Annotated in this window: 31 protein-coding genes, 1 tRNA gene and 1 pseudogene; 2 read left to right on the plus strand and 31 right to left on the minus strand. The window is 50.7% G+C overall.

The annotated features are described in order from the left end of the window. Positions 1–622: 622 nt before the first annotated feature. From IEV46_RS18515 to IEV46_RS16105, 30 genes and pseudogenes are all read right to left on the minus strand, one after another. Positions 623–1009: pseudogene (locus IEV46_RS18515) on the minus strand (DNA methyltransferase); the annotation flags it as partial. A 38-nt stretch (positions 1010–1047) separates the two neighbouring features. Continuing rightward, on the minus strand, positions 1048–1839 hold the full coding sequence (locus IEV46_RS15970) for a metallophosphoesterase family protein (RefSeq protein WP_188433536.1): 792 nt from the start codon (positions 1837–1839) through the stop codon (positions 1048–1050). A 224-nt stretch (positions 1840–2063) separates the two neighbouring features. Further along, positions 2064–2138: transfer RNA gene (locus tag IEV46_RS15975), tRNA-Trp, on the minus strand. A gap of 71 nt (positions 2139–2209) precedes the next feature. Next, a complete protein-coding gene (locus IEV46_RS15980) occupies positions 2210–2362 on the minus strand; it encodes a hypothetical protein (protein WP_188433537.1) in 153 nt (50 codons plus the stop codon). Positions 2363–2691: 329 nt separating this feature from the next. Continuing rightward, the gene (locus IEV46_RS15985) at positions 2692–3261 is read right to left on the minus strand and encodes a sigma-70 family RNA polymerase sigma factor (RefSeq protein ID WP_188433538.1); all 570 of its coding nucleotides are present in this window, start codon (positions 3259–3261) and stop codon (positions 2692–2694) included. 257 nt (positions 3262–3518) lie between these two features. Next, positions 3519–3668: a hypothetical protein gene (locus IEV46_RS15990; RefSeq protein WP_188433539.1), complete on the minus strand. Its 150-nt coding sequence runs from the start codon at positions 3666–3668 to the stop codon at positions 3519–3521. 65 nt (positions 3669–3733) lie between these two features. After that, positions 3734–4858: a threonine/serine exporter family protein gene (locus IEV46_RS18385; protein WP_188433540.1), complete on the minus strand. Its 1125-nt coding sequence runs from the start codon at positions 4856–4858 to the stop codon at positions 3734–3736. 131 nt (positions 4859–4989) lie between these two features. Continuing rightward, on the minus strand, positions 4990–5205 hold the full coding sequence (locus IEV46_RS16000; RefSeq protein ID WP_188433541.1) for a hypothetical protein: 216 nt from the start codon (positions 5203–5205) through the stop codon (positions 4990–4992). A gap of 100 nt (positions 5206–5305) precedes the next feature. Continuing rightward, positions 5306–5731, minus strand: coding sequence for a hypothetical protein (locus IEV46_RS16005; RefSeq protein ID WP_188433542.1), 426 nt, complete (start codon positions 5729–5731; stop codon positions 5306–5308). Further along, positions 5728–6009 (minus strand): hypothetical protein, encoded by a 282-nt coding sequence (locus IEV46_RS16010; protein ID WP_188433543.1) that lies wholly within the window; start codon positions 6007–6009, stop codon positions 5728–5730. Before IEV46_RS16010 ends, IEV46_RS16005 begins: the two co-directional genes overlap by 4 nt. Beyond that, positions 6002–6625 (minus strand): hypothetical protein, encoded by a 624-nt coding sequence (locus IEV46_RS16015; RefSeq protein ID WP_188433544.1) that lies wholly within the window; start codon positions 6623–6625, stop codon positions 6002–6004. Before IEV46_RS16015 ends, IEV46_RS16010 begins: the two co-directional genes overlap by 8 nt. A 148-nt stretch (positions 6626–6773) precedes the next feature. Beyond that, positions 6774–7091 carry a hypothetical protein gene (locus tag IEV46_RS16020; protein ID WP_188433545.1) on the minus strand — a complete coding sequence of 106 codons (318 nt, stop codon included), beginning with the start codon at positions 7089–7091 and terminating at the stop codon, positions 6774–6776. After that, on the minus strand, positions 7091–7378 hold the full coding sequence (locus IEV46_RS16025; protein ID WP_188433546.1) for a hypothetical protein: 288 nt from the start codon (positions 7376–7378) through the stop codon (positions 7091–7093). The genes IEV46_RS16020 and IEV46_RS16025 overlap by 1 nt, the downstream gene beginning before the upstream one ends. Positions 7379–7443: 65 nt before the next feature. Beyond that, complete coding sequence (locus IEV46_RS16030; RefSeq protein ID WP_188433547.1) at positions 7444–7923, minus strand: dUTP diphosphatase; 480 nt, start codon at positions 7921–7923, stop codon at positions 7444–7446. Position 7924: 1 nt separating this feature from the next. Continuing rightward, entirely contained in the window at positions 7925–8200 is a 276-nt protein-coding gene (locus tag IEV46_RS16035; protein WP_229736179.1) for a helix-turn-helix domain-containing protein, read from the minus strand. After that, positions 8200–8379: a hypothetical protein gene (locus IEV46_RS16040; protein ID WP_188433548.1), complete on the minus strand. Its 180-nt coding sequence runs from the start codon at positions 8377–8379 to the stop codon at positions 8200–8202. The genes IEV46_RS16035 and IEV46_RS16040 overlap by 1 nt, the downstream gene beginning before the upstream one ends. Beyond that, a complete protein-coding gene (locus tag IEV46_RS16045; protein ID WP_188433549.1) occupies positions 8376–9485 on the minus strand; it encodes a DNA cytosine methyltransferase in 1110 nt (369 codons plus the stop codon). Before IEV46_RS16045 ends, IEV46_RS16040 begins: the two co-directional genes overlap by 4 nt. Positions 9486–9497: 12 nt before the next feature. Beyond that, positions 9498–10298, minus strand: coding sequence for an adenine nucleotide alpha hydrolase family protein (locus IEV46_RS16050; protein WP_188433569.1), 801 nt, complete (start codon positions 10296–10298; stop codon positions 9498–9500). A 23-nt stretch (positions 10299–10321) separates the two neighbouring features. Continuing rightward, positions 10322–10504 carry a hypothetical protein gene (locus tag IEV46_RS16055; protein WP_188433550.1) on the minus strand — a complete coding sequence of 61 codons (183 nt, stop codon included), beginning with the start codon at positions 10502–10504 and terminating at the stop codon, positions 10322–10324. 84 nt (positions 10505–10588) lie between these two features. Further along, complete coding sequence (gene dnaB / locus IEV46_RS16060) at positions 10589–11908, minus strand: replicative DNA helicase (RefSeq protein ID WP_188433551.1); 1320 nt, start codon at positions 11906–11908, stop codon at positions 10589–10591. A gap of 16 nt (positions 11909–11924) precedes the next feature. Next, entirely contained in the window at positions 11925–12353 is a 429-nt protein-coding gene (locus IEV46_RS16065; protein ID WP_188433552.1) for an LvrA C-terminal domain-related protein, read from the minus strand. A 505-nt stretch (positions 12354–12858) separates the two neighbouring features. After that, positions 12859–13266, minus strand: a complete 408-nt coding sequence (locus IEV46_RS16070) for a single-stranded DNA-binding protein (RefSeq protein ID WP_188433553.1) — start codon at positions 13264–13266, stop codon at positions 12859–12861. Then, entirely contained in the window at positions 13263–13451 is a 189-nt protein-coding gene (locus IEV46_RS16075; protein ID WP_188433554.1) for a hypothetical protein, read from the minus strand. Before IEV46_RS16075 ends, IEV46_RS16070 begins: the two co-directional genes overlap by 4 nt. Further along, a complete protein-coding gene (locus tag IEV46_RS16080) occupies positions 13444–13710 on the minus strand; it encodes a hypothetical protein (RefSeq protein ID WP_188433555.1) in 267 nt (88 codons plus the stop codon). The genes IEV46_RS16075 and IEV46_RS16080 overlap by 8 nt, the downstream gene beginning before the upstream one ends. 1 nt (position 13711) lies before the next feature. After that, on the minus strand, positions 13712–13915 hold the full coding sequence (locus IEV46_RS16085; RefSeq protein WP_188433556.1) for a hypothetical protein: 204 nt from the start codon (positions 13913–13915) through the stop codon (positions 13712–13714). Next, a complete protein-coding gene (locus tag IEV46_RS16090; protein ID WP_188433557.1) occupies positions 13912–14142 on the minus strand; it encodes a hypothetical protein in 231 nt (76 codons plus the stop codon). Before IEV46_RS16090 ends, IEV46_RS16085 begins: the two co-directional genes overlap by 4 nt. A 155-nt stretch (positions 14143–14297) precedes the next feature. After that, positions 14298–14462, minus strand: a complete 165-nt coding sequence (locus tag IEV46_RS16095) for a hypothetical protein (RefSeq protein WP_188433558.1) — start codon at positions 14460–14462, stop codon at positions 14298–14300. A gap of 91 nt (positions 14463–14553) precedes the next feature. Next, complete coding sequence (locus IEV46_RS16100; protein WP_188433559.1) at positions 14554–15237, minus strand: ERF family protein; 684 nt, start codon at positions 15235–15237, stop codon at positions 14554–14556. A gap of 360 nt (positions 15238–15597) precedes the next feature. Beyond that, complete coding sequence (locus tag IEV46_RS18390; RefSeq protein WP_268235926.1) at positions 15598–15732, minus strand: hypothetical protein; 135 nt, start codon at positions 15730–15732, stop codon at positions 15598–15600. Between the two features lie 67 nt (positions 15733–15799). Then, positions 15800–16048 carry a helix-turn-helix domain-containing protein gene (locus IEV46_RS16105; RefSeq protein WP_188433560.1) on the minus strand — a complete coding sequence of 83 codons (249 nt, stop codon included), beginning with the start codon at positions 16046–16048 and terminating at the stop codon, positions 15800–15802. 310 nt (positions 16049–16358) lie between these two features. Here IEV46_RS16105 and IEV46_RS16110 point away from each other — a divergent pair, with 310 nt between their 5' ends. Then, positions 16359–16712, plus strand: coding sequence for a helix-turn-helix domain-containing protein (locus tag IEV46_RS16110; protein WP_188433561.1), 354 nt, complete (start codon positions 16359–16361; stop codon positions 16710–16712). A gap of 10 nt (positions 16713–16722) precedes the next feature. Here IEV46_RS16110 and IEV46_RS16115 read toward each other — a convergent pair whose 3' ends face one another. Further along, positions 16723–16887: a hypothetical protein gene (locus IEV46_RS16115; protein WP_188433562.1), complete on the minus strand. Its 165-nt coding sequence runs from the start codon at positions 16885–16887 to the stop codon at positions 16723–16725. Positions 16888–17389: 502 nt separating this feature from the next. On the opposite strand from IEV46_RS16115, the gene IEV46_RS16120 reads away from it, so the two are divergent. Then, positions 17390–18505 (plus strand): site-specific integrase, encoded by a 1116-nt coding sequence (locus IEV46_RS16120; RefSeq protein WP_188433563.1) that lies wholly within the window; start codon positions 17390–17392, stop codon positions 18503–18505. Positions 18506–18619: the final 114 nt, after the last annotated feature.

Consider the following 18619-nt stretch of genomic DNA (forward strand, 5'->3'; position numbering starts at 1 on the left):
TCAGGAAACCGTCGGAACGTTGCCAACACCGAACGGACAGGTGCTTATCTTTCGCGGTTCGTCCCGACACATATGTGTCGAGGATTCCGGTCAATACATGACCATAAAGGTTGATAGTCGCCGCATTCCCGCCGGTTTTATGCATTCGACACGTCCCGTGATATGCTTCGGCCACCTTTTTCAGTTTTTCAAAACGCTCCAATTCTTGCGTATGGCTTGCGATTTGAATCGCGTCGCCGCTCCGGGACCCTTCGGCGATGTACAAACCGACAAACCAGCCGACCAATTCATCGTCCAACCCAGACGGTTGTTTTACGTTCTCCGGTTCGGGCAAGCGACAAGTTTTAATCACATCGCCGACTTGTAATTCGTCGGTCCGTACGTTCCCCCGTTCGGTCGGCCATACGTGACCGGCGGTACAGCCGATACGCTCACCGCTCCGCAATTCAATCTCGTATGCTACGTCCGGGCGCGGCGTTTGGGACCAACCGAGAACCCGCGTCCACTTTTCCCCGTTCCACAAACGAACGGTCGACGGGTCCAAGCGGACCAAATCTTTAATGGTCATCGGCATTTCGCCTTTTTGCGTTTTAACGTAAACGCGGGTTCCACCGGATAGACACCATATAATGTCGGAGCGTAAATACCACCCGTCCGCCTGGAGTGCGAAAGCGACGCGCCAGGGAATACCAACAAGGTCTTTTGGTTTTAGGCCATTTGGCATTATTGGGCGGACATTCATTTCCCTTGCCTTGTTTTTGCTCTCCGTGGCCCGTGTCTTCCTCCCCCCGCTTGTGTAGCAATCACCCAGGTTAAGCCACAGGGTTCCGTCATCCCGAAGTATCCGACGTACCTCCCGGAAGACCTCGACCATCTTTTCGACATACTCTTCCGGAGTGTCTTCCAAGCCCAGTTGTCCGGGATGGCCATAATCCCGGAGTCCCCAATACGGGGGAGAAGTAACGCATGTATGAACCGATTCGTCCGGGATCTCTGCCAACTTTTCCACTACTTCCCCCTGTAGAATCACGTGTTCCTTTCACCTCCTCAATACTCCACCCGAACATCCTTCACCCGGTATGTCGTCCCCTTCTTCCGGATCGTCCGGCCACTCAACCGGATAATAGGAAACCCCTTCGTCGTTGGAGTCAGCCCCGACTCTTCGGCATAACTCCCTTCATAATCCAGCGAGGAACCGGTGACAACCACGGTCTGAGTGATCCGTTTCATCCGCATGTTTTGCGGGTCCGGAACATAAAAATCATTCTTCGTAGCCGCCAACCGGTGATGATGCCCCATGAGGAACACATCACCAAAAACAATCTGCCGCATATCATCCACCTTGTTCAGTGCACCGCCCGCCTTCCGGCCACCTCCCCGGCCATGCCAGACGGCGAAGTTATACGCCCGTTTGTTCCATGCGTATTTAATCACGCCCTGATATCGGAGGTATCGCTCAGAAAGGCCCAGCTTCGGACAGAAAACCTCATCCAGCAGATCCACTCCGGAATCCTTGTATATCCGCATTTCATGGTTTCCGATCACCACGCCATCAATCAGATCCCGGTAGGGGTCAAAGATCTCCACCGCCCGGTTGATCTGTTCCACCGGTGTCATGGTCTGCTCATAGACTCCCGCGCCTACACTCGTCTTAGTGGCCGTCTCCGCAATGTCTCCCATGAGAATGATTCGGCAGCGCTCCCGGTGATCGTCAATGAATTTCAGAATATCATTCAACGTATCCATACAAAAATGAGAAGAGCCGATATGAAGGTCTCCAATCGCTACCACTATCAACTCTTCCGCGTCCCCTTTATATCCGCTCTCGATGTATTTCAATCGTTCACCTCCCGCTATGTAACGGTTTAGTCGAAGAACTCTCTAAGTAACAAGTGCCGCAATGAATGTAATACTGGATATTCTTCAACGTCGCTATCCTTGAAAATATCTTTTGTTTCAACCAACAGGTCTTCCATGTCTTTTCTCGTCAATATCAAATGAAATACAGTTTCCGACTCTACTTTCACCGGTTCACCTCATCCCCCTTTTGTTGTCTGTTCGTCTGGCAGAGCGACCAGGGCTTGAACCTGGATTTCCGGTTTTGGAGACCGGTGTTTTGCCGTTTAAACTACCGCTCCGCAATTCGATGACCATCCCACCCTTCGCACGGCCACCCTCGCCCACGCCTGTCAGCGCAAGCCCCGGCAAATCACTCCGACAGGTCATGAGCCAAATGAGCCAACAGGAATGACACGATAGCCGACAAATACTCCTCATGCCACAAGGCCACCGTGCCTAAGAATATTAAAATCAAGAAGCAAATATAGCTGATAGATCTCAACACCCGGCTTAAAGCCTCCATGATCCGACCTCCCTCATCGGTTTGATTCTCATCTCATCGCCCTCCTTAAACGTCACCCTCTCTGCCCGGCCACCCGCTACCGGAACGGATGACCGGAAAGAGAAGCAGGAGATATGAAAAGATCCAAGCCCCTCCTCGCTTGGATCACGTGGCCGACCGCCCACAACCTGCCCAACTTGGAACCGGCCTCCGTTGTGAAGGAAACATTACTACGCATTTACTAACCGCACAGGCTTGCGTGTCTTTTGTAATGATTACACGCCAAAACATTGCTCAACGTAATGTTATCCTCCTCAATCTTATAGGTGGCATTGCACAACCCCCTTTTGTCACAATTTCCGCCAGTCTTCCATTTTCCTTTCCGCTCTATTAAATAAGGCACTGACTCTCTGTTGGGTGATCCCCAACACCTCAGCGATTTCATCCTGTTCCATCATGCCAACATGGTACATTTCCCAAACTTCCCTTTCCCTGTCGCTGAGTATCCCCAACACTTCCTCAAGGAAAAGGCGAATAGTTTCCTCATCTTCTTCCGCCATTTCCCTATCTTCCCTATCGTCTTCCCATTCCGCTTGCTCGTACCCCGTGTAAACCTGTCTACGTATTCCATCATGGCAACGGCGTCTATTCCCGTCACTCGGATTTAACGGGAACCTATGCGGGTCAACCGGAATTTCCCGCTGATACACCGCCCGCCGTTCAATCCCCCGCATATTCCCCGGTTCCCTCCCTGTTTCCAGCCACCGAATCACGAAATCGGCGTGATTCCTCATTCCGTTCCATTGTGTTCGGTCTTCTCCCGTCTCCGTTTTTTCCGCCATCTTCCGACAGTATCGCCGAGTCTCTTTATATTGCTCCAACAAATCTTGCAATGTATCGCCCTCCATTTCTTTACTCATGGTAATGTCGACTTCCAAGAAAAAAGCCGCTCAATGACCATATATATCTTTTATTCTTTATATTCTTGATAGCGGTTAGTTTGTTTGTTAGTTTGTTTGTTACGGACAACGTGGAAGCCTTGATGCAACTGGGCTTCCCGTCTATTAATCTGTCGGTTAGTTTTTCGGTTAGCTTATTTAGTGTCTCGAAATAATTTACTTTCTCTCAATCCCAAGCCCCGGCCACCTTCCGCCTCCCATTTTCTGTTTTCAAAGAGTTATTTTTCATTTTCTAGAATCTGTTGGATTCTCGGCAACATCACAAAGTGATATACAAAATCTATTTCAGCTTCTGTTCTGACGCCTGGGTCTTTCTCCACGATTTCAAGGTATAGAACCCGGCAAGCGTTCAGGAATGATCCGTTCATCTGATGCCCCTCCTTTTTGGTCGATGTAGCTCGGCTCCGGCCACCCGGAGCCGACCTTTTGGTTGTCAGCCATTCGCCTTGGCTGGTTGGTTGGCTGACTCATCCGCCGGTTGTTTCTTCAACCATCCGAGAACTTTGGCTGCTTGGTGCCGGGTAACTCCGGCCATTTCAGCCAATCCTCTTTGACTCGGCCACTTCCCATTTTCCCTTCGGTATTCCTCAGCCATTTCAGCCACTTTTGAGTTTGGCTGAATAGTTGATTTTGCTACCCCTTTGTCCGTCTTGGTTGGTTGGTTGGTCGTGGCTGGTTGACTGTCTTTCTTTTGGCTGGTTGGCTGGTTGGCTGTTTCAACCGGTTGGTTGACCCTGGCCGGTGGATGGTTGGTCGATTCAGCTGGCTGGTTGGCTGATTCGTTGGTTGTGGCTGACTTTGGTTGGTCGGCCACCGCCTGGTCGATGTTGGCTGACTTGGTCGTCTTGGCTGGCTGGTTGACACTGGCTGAAGTGGCTGAGTGGTTGGCCGATGGCTGGCTGATTTTGGTCGTGGCCGGTTGGTTGGTTGACTGATGGCTGGTTGATCCGGCCACTTGGTTGGTTGGTTGACTGGTTGACTCTGGCTGAGTGGCCGTTTTTGGTTGGCTGACCTTGACCGTCTGGCTGACGGCTGGTTGATGGTTGGTTGATTCAGCCAGTGGCTGACCGGTTGGCTGGTTGCTGGCTGACCATTGGCCGAAAATGCGGGTCAACCAACCCCGCCCCTTCCGCTTGGCTGGCTGGTTGGTTGAGGTATTGGTCAGTACCTTTTCAACCGCCAGGACCAGGGATGGAGGAACAACCCCCAGCGCAAGCCCGACCACTCCATATCCCATCCCGCTCCGCAAGTTGGCCGCCCCGACGACCATAGTCGGGATGAAGAAAAAAACGATAGTGCCCGGATTCAATGGCCGACCATGTGCTCGATCCAGAATGATGAGAAGAAGTCCAACCACAAAAGCAATTTCCACCCCGGCCACAAATGCGATTGCTTCCCATCCATGGTATTGGTGCGCCTCCGCCAAGGCCAAGGTATGGCTGATCGAAACCGCCTGCATGCAGACGAAGACAGCCAGTGATCCGATGAATGCAAGGAGCCTCAAGAGTTTGAGTTTCCAGTTTTCAAACAGCCCTTTCAACCACTTGAAAAATTTCATCCCAATCCCCACTTTCTTTCTATGTATCCGGCCCCGAATCGCCCGGAGCCGTTTCTGTCAACGTGTCAGAATGAAAGTGATGACAAGGCCCCAAAACCCTAAAGGGAACAATATATATGCAAGTGTACCGCTCACCCTCTCACCTCCTCCTGATACAACCACCGGGCCGCCTCAGCCCGTGATCCCTGAATAGTGTCCATATCCTCCGGTGTCCGTCCGGCGCGGTAAAGCTCCCGCGCCGCCTTCCGGACATATCCGATTCGCTTCCTCCCGACCTGCACCGCCCATAGAGCGGGCGTTTGCGACGTGGCTGGTTTCACCTTTTCAAATGCCCATGGTTTGCTCATCTTGCCGATTCCTCCTGTTTCTTTGCTAACCTCCGGTATAGATTGCCGTATTTGACCACAGACTTTATGGCTGCCAGTATGATTTCTTTCGGCAGTTTCTTCACCCTTCATCCCTCCGATCCATCGAACCCAGCAGGCCATACCCCGCCAGATCCGCCCATGCATTTTCCTCACCTTGGTTCCCGTTCGCAATCCGGGATAGCTTGTCGGTCACTCTCGCAATCCCAAGCACGTCATGATACTGATCCGGCCTAATCCCGTCCGGGTAGAGTGTCCGGAGAATCGCCGCCGCTTTGCCCCAACTGTCGCCATATTCCCGCTGTTTCCGGTCAACCAATGCCCCGATTTCCCGAGCTTTTTCCTCGTACTTGCCGGGCTTGTTTCTTTCCTGAATCATGTTCCGGAAATTCGCCTCACCCTCCGCCGCCTCTTCCTTCATCGGGCCATGATGGACGCCCACCCGCTCACCGGACATCGTATCAACAACATAGCTGTGATTCTCCCCGTGTTCCGCTCTGTACCTCATTTGTCATCCCCCTTGAATATCACTTTGATTTCCCGGTCATCCACCACAAACCGCTCCACCTTCAAATTCATGTGTGCCGCCGTGATTTGCTTGTTGAGAGATTGCAGGACGGCGGCAAGTGTCCGCCCTGTCATCTTCTCCGGCAGTAACACCCGACGTGTGAGAAAGGAAATCCTTTCGGCCTGCTCCTTGCGTTGCCGTTTCTCTCTCTGTTGGCGCTGATAGGCTGGGTCATTCTCCCGGGTCATCTGCGCCCAACTGTCCAGGGCTTTACTCATTGCTTTTTAACCTTTCAACACTTGCATTTACTAAGTTCGTCATAACGCCAAGAGCGGAAATCAGATCGTTTTGGTTTTCTATCAATGTGGTGATTAATTGATTTCTCTGTTCTTCATCCACTGAGATTTCAAGCGCTTCCCGGTAACCCTCTACCTTCTTTGTCAGTGCGTCCCGCTCTTTCATAAACTGATCCCGTTGTTTCTCTAATGATTCCGCCTCAAATTCCCAATGCATCGCTCGCTTCTTCCAATGCGCCGCCGCGTTTTCTTGCGCGTCCCTTTCCTCTCGTGTATGCTTCAACTCCTCGTCAAGCTCATGAATGCTCCCAGCTTCGACAGCCTCTTGAAACTCTTCGACCTCTTTTTTCAGTCGATCCCGCTCCGCCTTGACCTCTCCCAATTCGCATTCCAGTTGATCCACCCGGTTGTTGAGTAAATCCCGAACCCGTATCAGTTCCTTCCAATGCTCAACCAATTCCGCATTCGCTTGCTCAAGCTCGTTGGAAATTTCTTTAGATGCGTGCTTCACGCCCGCCGTAAAATCATTTACGGGTGGGTATCCAGTCCGCTTCTCAACTTGAGCCTTCAACTTTTCCATGGGTTCCAACACCATCACCGATCACCCTCCCTTAGTTTTTTTGGACTCCCTCCGGTCAAGTAACCAAAGGATGAAGTAGAATAGCAACCCGGCCACACTCCCGATGATCAAGGCCACCGCAAGAAGTCCAGCAATGACCAGAAAATTCAGGATCACCATGACAAGATCAAGCGTTTCTATGATCGGTTATCCCCTCCTCTATCAGCTTCTTGAACAGTTCCGCTGGCATCACCACGATCCAATCCCGACGATCCGCTTTCAATGCAAGTGCGTCCACCGCTTCCTCTTCCAACCACCGGTATATCGTCTTGAATCCGTCTTTGCGGGCTTTCACCTCCCAGCGTAGGCCCAGCCCGGTGACATCCCCGGTGTGGGCTTCCCCGGCGTGTTTTGCCGCGCCCGAGAGCGGGACGCGCTGACCGCCGATGAGTGCGGCGAACTCCCTTTCCCTCCGGCTCCCCTTCTGTTTTTGCATCCGGCCCATTAGCCCACCCCCAGCCGTTCAGCTTCGGCTTGATATGCGGGGAGTATTTTCTCATGTGTTTCAAGCATCTTTTTTCTTTGCTCAAGTTCCACCGTCCATGTTTTGATGGCCTTTTTTCTTTTCTTAGCCATGTGTTGGTGGAAGGGTGAAGGCTTCGCCAACCACTTTTGGGCTTCTTCTCTCCATCTTTCTATAGTTTCTTCTATATACGGGACGTCCGATCTCAGCCACTTCACTAGATCCCCGTAGTAATTGGCCTTGAATCGGATGAACTCCATATAATCCATGGGCCGTTTGACTCCGTTCTTTGTGGCATTTTCTACGTGACGCTTATGTTCCGCCCGAAGATCCATCAGTATCCCTCTTCTTGGCGTTGATGATTGATTTCGTTTTTCTTCAGATATGCTTTTTCAATTTCACTAAAGGTGAACCCCAACATATGCCCCAATCCGAGGAAAGATCCGAGTAGATCTTCCCATTCCATCGGTGTTCCATCTTCGTTCGTGAAGGCCATCAGTGATTTAAATTGATCTGAAATTGTATACTGACGCGGAATGTATTTTGGTAAATCGGATGATTCTATTCCCATATCCAACCCGATTGAAAGGACGAAGTGAAAGCAATCGACATACTCCTCCAACATTCTCTTGATTCGCGGTTTTTGGTCATTGCTCCAAAACTTGAACCCCCGCCATTCGTTCGCCAACTCCCCAAGCTCCACTTGCAGGGCTAAGACTTTGTCGCCCCATAAAGATCGGCCCTCTAACCCTTTTTCTTTTACAATCCGGTCATCCAATTCTTTTTGTATCTGAAACAATTTGATTAGATCCATTTTATTTTTCCTCCCTTTTTGTCCCGAACCATCCCCCGGGCCGTATGCTGATCTCCCCTTTGTTTGCTCTGTCGATGACCAAAACCGCCACCTCTTCCTGCGTCCGGCCCAACTTCTCCGCAATCTGGCCGCAATCCCAACCGCGTTCCCACATCTCCTGAAACGCCCAAACGTCTTGCATATCCCAATGGAAATTCAGTTCCTCCAGGGCCGTGTAAATGTATCGCCGCTTGTGCTTCATATAGTCCCGTTCAAGACTTCCCGCAACCGCCGACATCACTGCCCCCCTCCTCTTGCTGGGTGCCGTTCCCCGGTCAGCGCCTCCCACACCTCGATCAGCGCCCATGTCTTCCCGGAAAAGTACGCCGTCCGGGTCCCGGTCTCGCTATTGTTTCCGTCGTTCGCTTCCTTCCGGTTCCGTTCGATCTGCTGGTCAATCCACTCTTTCATGGTCATTTTGTGGCCTCCTCATAATCTGATATTGCCTTCAGGATTGGGTAAATCTGTTGTGGTACCACCGCATTTCCCAATGCTTGTAGCCGTTCCCGCCGGTGCTTCCCGCCCTGTGTCAGTCTTGGAGCTTCCCATTCCCTCTGTGACTCCCCGAAAGCGGCGGGCCATCGGTATTGGTCCATCCAGGCGGGAACCCCATCAGATGCTCGACCCAATCGGGATTGAGTTGCCCCACCGTTCCCTCGTTGAAATTGATTGCATCGTTGAGGGTGTTGGTGACTCCCCGGCCTTTCGCCTTCAGGGTTTCCGGTTTTCGTCCCCCCTTCCACTCGGGAGTGGAAGGGGTAGGCCATGCATGCCGTGCCTGATCCGTGAGGGTGATCTGACTTTCGCCGGTTTTCATCACCCGCTCGAAATGCTCCCGGCTCTTCGGCCCCTGTCCGGCGTTGGCCGCTTGCAGTGTGCGCCAAGGTTGGAGTTTGACCATCCGCCCCAAACTCAAACTGCAATTGTTCCCCGTCTGCACATGCCGCCGGATCGTCCCGTTTTTGGTCACTGTGTATTTGTCGTTCTTCCCGACGATTGCCCCCGTTGTTGCGTCTGCTGAGAGAGGAGTGGGCCACGATAAAGACCCTCTCTCTTTTGTGCGGAGCGCCGACGCTTGCAGCTGGAAGTAAGAACGCCCGGCAGGTGTAACCTTCACCTTCCAAGTCAGCAAGTACAGAGTCGATGCCCAGCGTGATGTGCCCAGCAACGTTCTCTCCAACCACCCAATTGGGCCGCGTTTCCTGGATAATTCTAAACATCTCTGGCCAGAGGTGGCGGTCATCCGTCTCTCCCTTTCGCTTCCCGGCTGACGAGAAAGGCTGGCAAGGGTATCCTCCGAGAACAATGTCAATTGTTCGGTCATCGTCCATCACTCCATCCTCTTCCAGACATTCACGGGTAATCCCATGAACGTCAGTGTATATGGGCACCCCCGGCCAGTGCCGGGAAAGAACCTGCTGACAATATGGCTCGATCTCGCAAAAGGCGGCGGTTTCGATCCCGGCCCAGTGTGCTGCTAGGGCAATGCCACCGATCCCCGAAAACAAATCCAGTGCCCGCATCCTGCCGCCTCCTCATAAACCACAATGGCCTTCACATTCGTTTGCAAACAGGTCCAAAGTTCCTTGATTCTCGCTTAAATCAACTTCCTCAAGCGGGACACATGACCGATGGAGAAACGCCTGACCTTTCAGTTTCGGCAGGTTCCTGATCTTCCGGTCGAAATAAACCGCCTCCATCCACTCTTCCGGGTTGTTCCGCTTCAATTCCAACCAGGCGATATCATCATGGAACGGGCAACCGATACAAGAACTTTTTGGTGGGACCCGGTACCGGTTCCGTCTGAGCCAAGTGGTGCAGGCAACCCGGTCCATGTTCTTCTCGATCAGTGGAAACCGGTGTTCCATCCATTTCTTCCGGGATGGTTTCATCCGCTCGATCTCGTCCAGGCTGATTCCCATCCACATGACCACCGCGCCCTCCGGGATTCTCCCGCGTGGCCCTACCCCCAGCAACCGACGCACCTCCCGATGGATCGGCGCGATCTTGTATTCTTGGGTGCATTGCCGCATCACCATGCCTTTTTCCCCATTCTCGTCCAGAGTGAAAAACGGCATGGATGCAATTCGTTTTTTATCGCCTCTCAGATGGTCGTATACATCATCCCGGATGTTTCCGTTTGACACCCGGATTACCTGGACCCCGTGTTTCGCTGCCTCTTTTTCCAACCATTTCAGGTACTCGTAAACATGCAACGGTTCCCATCCGGTATCCGCAAAGATCGCGTATTTCGGTTTGGGTTCGATCTCCCCACGGGCCGCCATAAGAAGCATGGTGGTCGACTGAACACCAGCCCCCAGACTGATGACGTGCATCTGTTCCACGGTTCCACCTCCCTTCAGGCTGAGAATAAGGATAATTGCTGTTGATCCGCCTGCTTGTGTACTGTTTTTCTCTGTTTTCGATACTCAGAGTAATGTTCATTAGCACTCAAAGAAGCGTGCCGCCCGCAACAGATCACCCAGCAGGCTGCCAAGACTTCGATTTCCCGGTCACACTTGCAGCATTTCCAGGTTTGCACTCTCACCACCTCCAATACCTAAAGTAATGTTACTTTCATTATACAATCCCCAGAGCAATGTTACAAGGCTAAAAAAATCTTTTTTTAGCGTTTTGTTTCCAAATCCAATATTTTGTTATAGTTCCGCAGATAAAGGGACGGCACAGTGCCAACCATCCCCTCACGTTGCTTCGCCACGATGACTTCTAAGATGTTTTTCTGGTCACTGTCCGGGTTGTAATAGTCATCCCGATAAAGGAAAATAACGACATCTGCGTCTTGTTCGATAGAGCCGGATTCCCGAAGATCGGAAAGCATCGGGCGCTTGTTTTCCCTTTTTTCCACTTCTCGCGACAGTTGGGAAACTAAAATTACGGGGATGTCCAATTCATCGGCTAACAATTTTAATTCCCGTGTCATTTGCGAAATTTCTTGTACCCGGTTAGGGTTGGGTCGATCAGGGGTTAGCAACTGCAAGTGATCGATCACAACAGCGCCTAATCCCCATTCCCTCTTCATTTTTCTGCATTGCGCCCGGATAATCGATGTACTAACGCTCGATTTATCTTTGATTTTAATCTTTGACTCGGATAATTCAGACAATGCCATGGTATACCTCTCCCACTCGTCAGGTTCTAGGCGCCCCTGTCTTAACCTCATTCCGTCGATATTCGCGATATTCGACACCAACCTCAGTCCAACAGCCCTTTTTTTCATTTCTAGAGGATAAAAAGCAATCGGCGTTTTCTGATCCAGCCCAATCGCTTTGGTTAAGGACAAGGCGAAAGCTGATTTCCCGATAGATGAGCGCGCGCCGATAACAATTAACTGACCACCCTGTAACCCGGATGTCATCAGATCTAAACGTTTTAAACCCGTTCCCAATCCCAAAAGTTTATTCCCGTTATAATACATGTCCTCAACATGTTCATTCACTTCTACCATTACATCCGCAATATCGTCACCCTCGTCCTCTTCCATTCCTGATTCTGATATAGATGTCAGGGTTGCTGTTGCCTCTTGGATCGCATTATCAATCGTTTCCGGGTTGGTGGTGTTGCGAATAGAAAGAAGTTTCCCCGCCAAATCTGCGGCTTCCCGCGCCTTGCTATAGCGGATTATCCGACCCGCTGTTTTTTTCGTTTCGCTCGGGAAAGCGGACGCCAACCACTCTGACAGGTCGCTGATGGAAACCCCTACCTCCACTGCGTATGGAGCAATGTTAGAGAGGGTGATACTTTCCGCATCTTCCTTGAATAAGTCTAGGATTTTGTTGAATATTTCCCGGTAAGGCCGTACATAAAAATGCTCCGGTTTCAATTCCGGGATGTCATACATCTTTTCTGGGTCAGACAGAACAATCCCAATGATGCTTTGCTCATCGTTCGCGTATTGTTCAACCACCTGTTGATCCGTAAAATTCATCAAGCTGATTCCCCTTTCATCCAAACAGGGCATCTAAATATTTTTGGGTGTCATCTGCGCCTGGTGTGGTGTAAGATCTTTCTGTTATGTTCATCAAATTGTCTGGTGTGGGCTCTTCTTCTAAATAATCCTCAAAGCCTGAATTAAAGAAGGTTGAGCCATGTTTGATATATTGTTGCGGCGTTCCCTTCTGCTGAACCTCCGTTTTGTATCGATCCAACGCCGCCCGGAAATCTTCCTCTGATACCCCGTTTTTCCTGTGCCTTCGGTAGGCCACCCGCGCTTTCGCCTTCCCCTTTTTCTTCGGGTACTCTTGCCAAAGGTTTTCAAACTCTATATCATAGGGTGTAGAGGATTTCTTTTCGGGCGGCTCTTTGCCGTCCTTTTCCTTTTGTTTGGGTGCTGGTTCCGGTTTCGGCTCCGGCTGCTCTTTATCTTCCGGCATCCTCTGGTACTTTTCCCAGTTGGTTATGGTTATGATCCGCCCCCGGTTATTCGGCAGCGGCTCCCAATCAAGAAAGCCCCACCGTTTCAATTTAGTGAGGGTCGTTTTAATGTTTTGAATGCTGACATCCTTTGCGCACTGATCTTCTATAGAATCAAGGGAGGTGACAAACTGGCCGGGCTGCACCTCGTGTATTTCCCCGCCATACTCCCACCGGTTCCCTTTGTGACTTGCCATCAACAGAAGGGTAATTGTTACATCTCGCTGTTTCGCGTTGAAATTCCGCCACATATCGCTTTTCAGGATCTTCCTATGTAATTGAATCCATCCCTGCATGGTAGACCCCTCCTAAAAAAATAGCAGGCCTGGCATACCGAAGAAGGGGAGAACTCACCTCCTCAAATTGTATTTGTGAACCTACATACTGGAGCCAGGCCGCTTTGCAGAAGACCGGGATAGTGCCCGATCCTCTGAAAAGCGGGCGGGGAAACACCCCGCACCTGCTTCAGAATGGCAAGTCATCATCGTTGATCTCGATTGCTTTCCCGTCGTCAACGAATGGATCACGTCCGCCTCTGCCGCTCTTCTTCCTGTCCTCCTTCCAATCGATCACGTCCACGTTGTCCACTTGGATCTCCGTCACCTTCACCTTGGTGCCGTCATCCTTCTCCCATGTCCGGGTTTCCAATCGACCGTCAACGCTGATGCGGCTCCCTTTTGCGGTGTGTTTGGCAATGAACTCCGCCGCCCCCCGCCACGCAACACAGTCAATGAAGTCCGCAGGGTAATCCCCGTTGGCATCCTTCCGGTTGCGCTGGCTGGCGATTGTGAAGTTTGCCACCGCTACCCCGGTGGGCGTATACCTCAATTCCGGATCTCTGACCAATCGTCCAATTCCCGTTGCTCTGATCATTTTGTCTCCTCCTTGTAAATAAGTGTGATTTTGTATTCCCCCGTTGCAACCTTTTCAAGTTCAAATTTCGGCTCCCACGGCGCTGTGGTGTAGGATCTTTCCCGAAACACCATACTCCCGCCGTGTTCATGTAGTAGGGCAGCCAGAAACTTTTTTGCCTCATCATCGCTGATCCGTTCAGCCATCATTCCATCCCTCCTCCCGGCACAGCTTTGGCTCACTCGGATACAGCCGCTCGCACAACCGGCTCTCCCAGTCCCCCGGGAGATGGTCAGCCGCCCACAACAGCATCCGCCGCCATGGTTGGGTGAAGAGGAAATACTCTGCGACAGGGTGAGAGATGGTTGTTTCCACCGCCCCCTCCCCGTCGCACTTCTCACAGAAGGTGAACAGGTTCCACTTGAAGTACCAGCCGTATCCTTGACACTTGGTGCACCGGATCATTTCAAAGCGCCGCCCCCTCCGCATACTCCTTTTGTTCCTGCGTCATCTTCTCCGGATCATACGGAAGATCTATCGGGCCGTTATCATCAAGGATCTCCGTCAGGTTCATATACAGAACGCTTTCGATGTCCACACCTTCCTCAGCAATCCTCAACAGATCCCGAATACGTTCCAACCGGTCAAGGGCAATCTCCAATTCTGTCATTCTATTCCCTCCTCCTCCGCAACGCTTTCAATCAAAAGGTCCATAAACTCACCGGCGCATTTTTCCATGTAGTAGACAAAGCAAGCCAGGTCATCAATGTTGTCTACTTCCGGGAACACTTCCCGGAAACCACCTTCCCAAAAGTCTGCCGCTTTCCGTTCCATCTCCGGATTGTCCAGCATTTCCAGATCGTATTTGTTTGTGCTGATTAGGATCTTACCCATCATTCCATTCCGCCTCCTTAGCGGTCCCGCCACTTTTGGGAAGGGTATGTCTCGTCAATCGCTCTCTTCATCCGCTCGATCCATTCCACCACTCATCCGCTCCTTTTTGGTTTTGATAATGCGCCGCGGTTGTGGTCCCGGCGTGGCCCGTGGTATAATCAAGAGACCAGTTTTTTCTTGAGGAACGTAATTTCCTCCTCCCTCCACGAAATTTCCTCGTGGAGGGTTTTTCTTTTTTCTGGGTCAGTCTCCCATGCCAACCGGCAACGGGCCTCCTCGATCCGTTTCCAGTGAGATTCAATCCATTCCGTCGGGCTGATCATCCGGCATTCCCCCTTTTGGTTTGAGTTGCTACCCACAGCAACCTCATCCGTTCCGCCTGACTGAGCCCCAACCATTCACGCGGTTTGATTTTCACTTTACAACCTCCTTCAGTTCCGAAGCTTCCGTGGCCTGCAAGGTCTCGATCAGGTGACGGGCTTCTTTGGTTGTGAGTTCCTTTGTGCTCTCCTTGCCCGTGAGCCGTTTGACCAGAGCCTTGATTTCGTCCTGATCCAACCCTTTGTCTTCGGCGATGGCAAAAATAAATCTCCGCTGCTTTTCCGATGCCAGACCGGTCGGCTTTTTTTGTTGTGTCGATTGCTGGCCACCCTGCCCCTGTGGTTTCTTCCGTGCCGGGGATTGTTTCCGGTTCCCGCCCCCATTGGATGCCGCTTCCCCATCGTCGTCATCCCCGGTGTTCAGGCTGAGGAAGGAAGTGAGGGAGTATCGGCGAGCGTATGTAACCGCCGACCCGATCCCTTGGGCGTCCTGCTTCTGTGGCTTCAGTGTCAGAACCGGCGATTCCATCCACTGCCCCGAAGTGTGATAGATCCGGGTTGTCATCTGGATCTCTCCGGCTTCCGTGTTGGTCGGGAGCTGGAGGATGAACAGTCCGTGTGTGGCCAGGATGGGCCGAATCTCCTCGATGATTTGATCTATGGTTGCGTACCGGTTCTTCAAATGTGGGTTGGTTCCGTCCTTGGTGATCCGGCCGACTTCCGAATGAAAGCCGACCAGAGCTTTGCAGATTTCCACAATGTTCTCGCTCGTTTTCACCCTCACTCACCCCTCAATAGGTTTCTGAATCCGGTGCACTGGACCCGGATTGGGAACCGCGACCGGTTGTCCTTCACGATGAAACCCGGAAAGCTCGGGTCGTACTTCTCATGGCATCCCCGGCAGTGGTAGTAGCTCCGATCCAGGCCACCCACCACCCCAGAATCAGGAACAAAATCAACAGGAACTTTGCAATCAGGACAGAGTTTCATTCTTCTTCACTCCTTTTTGAATCCCAGACAAGTTCTAACCAGTTCAGTCTTTCCTCCAACTCTTCGGCGCTCAGTGCGTCTTCAATCTCGGGTGGTGGTGGCATCCAACTCATATTTCATCCCTCCGTTTGGGCGTTGTGTTGGTCTGTCATTCGCCCGGACCGTCCGCCCATTTCTGGGTGAACCGTCCCGGCGCATGAATGCCGGTTGCCTTCCCCTGATCCATTCCGCCGTTAGTCCGCCAATGCGTCCCGCTCTCCCCTGTGGGGATCATCGCGCTCATGAGGCTCCGCGCCTCTTGGCTTCATGAATCAGGTTCCGCGCTCTTCAGTTATCAAGGTGCGTCATGGTCATTCAGCCTGTTGGTTGATCCATTCCTCTAGCTTCTGCCGGGGGATCATCACCCGGCCACCGATCTTGACTGAAGGGAAATCTTTTTGCCGTGCCAACTCATACACTTTCGATTTGCTCATCTGCAACTTGTCAGCCGCCTGCTTCACGGTGTAGACCAAAGGCTCATCATTCTTTACTAGCTGTATTATTTTAGACAAAAATTGATACTCTGGGGATTGATCTTGGGTATTAAAAAAGGCGTCCACTGAAGCACCTCCAATTTCCAATTTCAAAATTTAGCTTCGATACCATCATAATTACTCTGAGTAATGATGTCAACCCCCAAAATGAAAAAAATAATACAATAAGCAACGTTCCAGATTTAAACCGTTTTTGAATACAATGTGCCATATCAGGGTATAAAAGGATAGAAACAAACACTCAGTGTAATGTTTGGACAAAAAACCTTGCGCAAAGTAATGATTTAGATATAATAGGTATGGGATTCATTGATAGTTACTTTCAATTATTCAACATAAACCTTATGAAAAAACCTTACGAAAAGTGGGAGGAACAATGAACGCTGAAGAGAAAAGAGAGTTTGGAGACCGCTTGCGCCGTCTGCGTAGGGAAAAAAAGATGAGCGCCAGAGATTTGGCTCGATCGATCGGAGCAGCGGAAAGCTCGATCATTCATTATGAAAACGGAACCAGGGAACCCAGCATGGAAAGGCTCGTTGCACTTTCCAAGCGACTGGACGTACCGATTGACTACTTGATCAGCGATTCTCCAAGCGAGTACAAAAACATGCGCCGAATCTTGGAATCAATGGACCTGACATATGACGGGAAAAAGCTGACAAAAGAACAGATCGAACAACTGAAAAAATTTCTCCTCTTTTTGATCCATTCCGAAGAGAAGGAAAATTAAAGGCCGCCCACTATTGGCGGCTCTTGCTTTTGAATTTGACAAAGTATTTTCTTGCCTCTTCCTCTGATCCCCCCCTGTCTATATATGCTTCGATGACATCAAGGATTTCCCCGGTCTCCCTCATCTGATATTTCAGAAGAACATACGCCAAGAGGTCAGCCGTGAATTTGTCCACTAAATCCCCTCCTCATATGTAGAAGACCCGGAATCATTATACAGAGTAATGTTTTCGCTCGTCAACACTCCTCAGAGTAATGTTCAATGAGATACCTATAAATTTATTCGTAATCAACACGGTTTTTTGTGTCATTTTTTTGGGTCAGATGACCATTTATATATTCTTTTCTTTCTTTACATTATTGATAGTTGTTAGTTGTTTGTTAGTAGTTTGTTCGTTCCCTTGTTAGCTGGATTGTTGCGTATTGGCTGTAACCGTTGATGTATCAAGGGTTTTGGTTTGTTGATTTGCTTGTTAGTCTGCTTGTTGAAAATCAGCGATTTTTGAAAACTAACAAGCAGGTCATTGCCCCTCTCACCCCCCCTTGAAATAGAACTGCTGTTCGTGCTGATATTTGTATTATAGCACATAGACCGAAGGTTTGGAATAGCCTATATTGACGCTGTGTAATGATTCCGGATATAATCGATTACACAGAGAAATGTATGGAGGTGGTGGCATGCAAGGCCACGTCAGAAAACGCGGGAAAAAGTGGTGCTTTGTGCTCGATGTGGGCCGTGATCCGGCCACGGGGAAGCGGAAACAGAAATGGTTTTCAGGATACGCAACCAAGAAGGAAGCACAGCGGGCCATGTCGGAAAAAATAGCAGAAATCAACCGGGGAGACTACATTGAGCCAACCAAAATGAATCTTGCCGACTTCCTGGATACATGGCTGAGAGAGGAAGTGAAGGGAAGTCGCTCGGCGCATACCTTTGATATGTACTCCACACTGATTCGGAATCACATCAAACCCGACCTTGGATCGCTCCCCCTCGACAAACTGGCACCGCTACATATTCAAAAATTCATGAGCCAGATGACAGAAAAAAACCTCTCAGCCTCAACCGTGAACTATGCATTGTTGGTGCTGAAAACTGCACTATCCTGGGCAGTTGATATGGAAATGATCCCGAAAAATCCGGCCCAAAAGATCACTCCAAAAACGAAACCGAAACCCCGGATGAATGTATGGACACCGGAAGAGGTGGCCCGGTTCCTACGAACAGCAAAGGACAACCGCTATTTCACCGCCTTCCACTTAGCTTTGTCAACCGGGATGCGGATTGGGGAAATCCTCGGCCTACACTGGGAGGACGTTGATTTGGATGATGGAATGATCCGGGTACGTCGTATGCTTGAAGAGTCCAGCAAAGGAAGTCGAATTGTGGAGAGGACAAAATCGGACGCGGGCCGCCGGTCCATCGCATTGACTGATGAATCGGTTGAAGTATTGAAGCGACACCGGGCAAATCAGAAACAGGAAATGTTGATCCTTGGATACCGGTCGGATCTAGTGTTCATGAATATGAAAGGGAAACCGATCTCTTCCCGTGGCCTACGGTATCACTTCGACGGTTGTATCAAATTGGCGGCGGTGCCCAAAATCCGGTTCCACGACCTCCGGCACACGCATGCAACGCTTCTTCTCCGCCAGGGAGTCCATCCCAAGGTGGTGCAAGAACGCCTCGGCCACTCTTCTATTACCATGACGCTCGACAGGTATTCCCACGTGATTCCGTCGATGCAAAAAGAGGCAGCCCAATCGCTCGGAAACATCATGCAAAACGGGTGAGAATATTTTTTTTACCCTCTCATGTTAGCAAAATGTTAGCAAATATAGAGGCTCTCGGATATAAACCCTTATATATAAAGGTTTGAAGCTCATATTTCCGATACGGTACTATTA

Origin of the sequence: Kroppenstedtia guangzhouensis, from assembly GCF_014637345.1 — a bacterium.
GTDB lineage: Bacteria > Bacillota > Bacilli > Thermoactinomycetales > DSM-45169 > Kroppenstedtia > Kroppenstedtia guangzhouensis.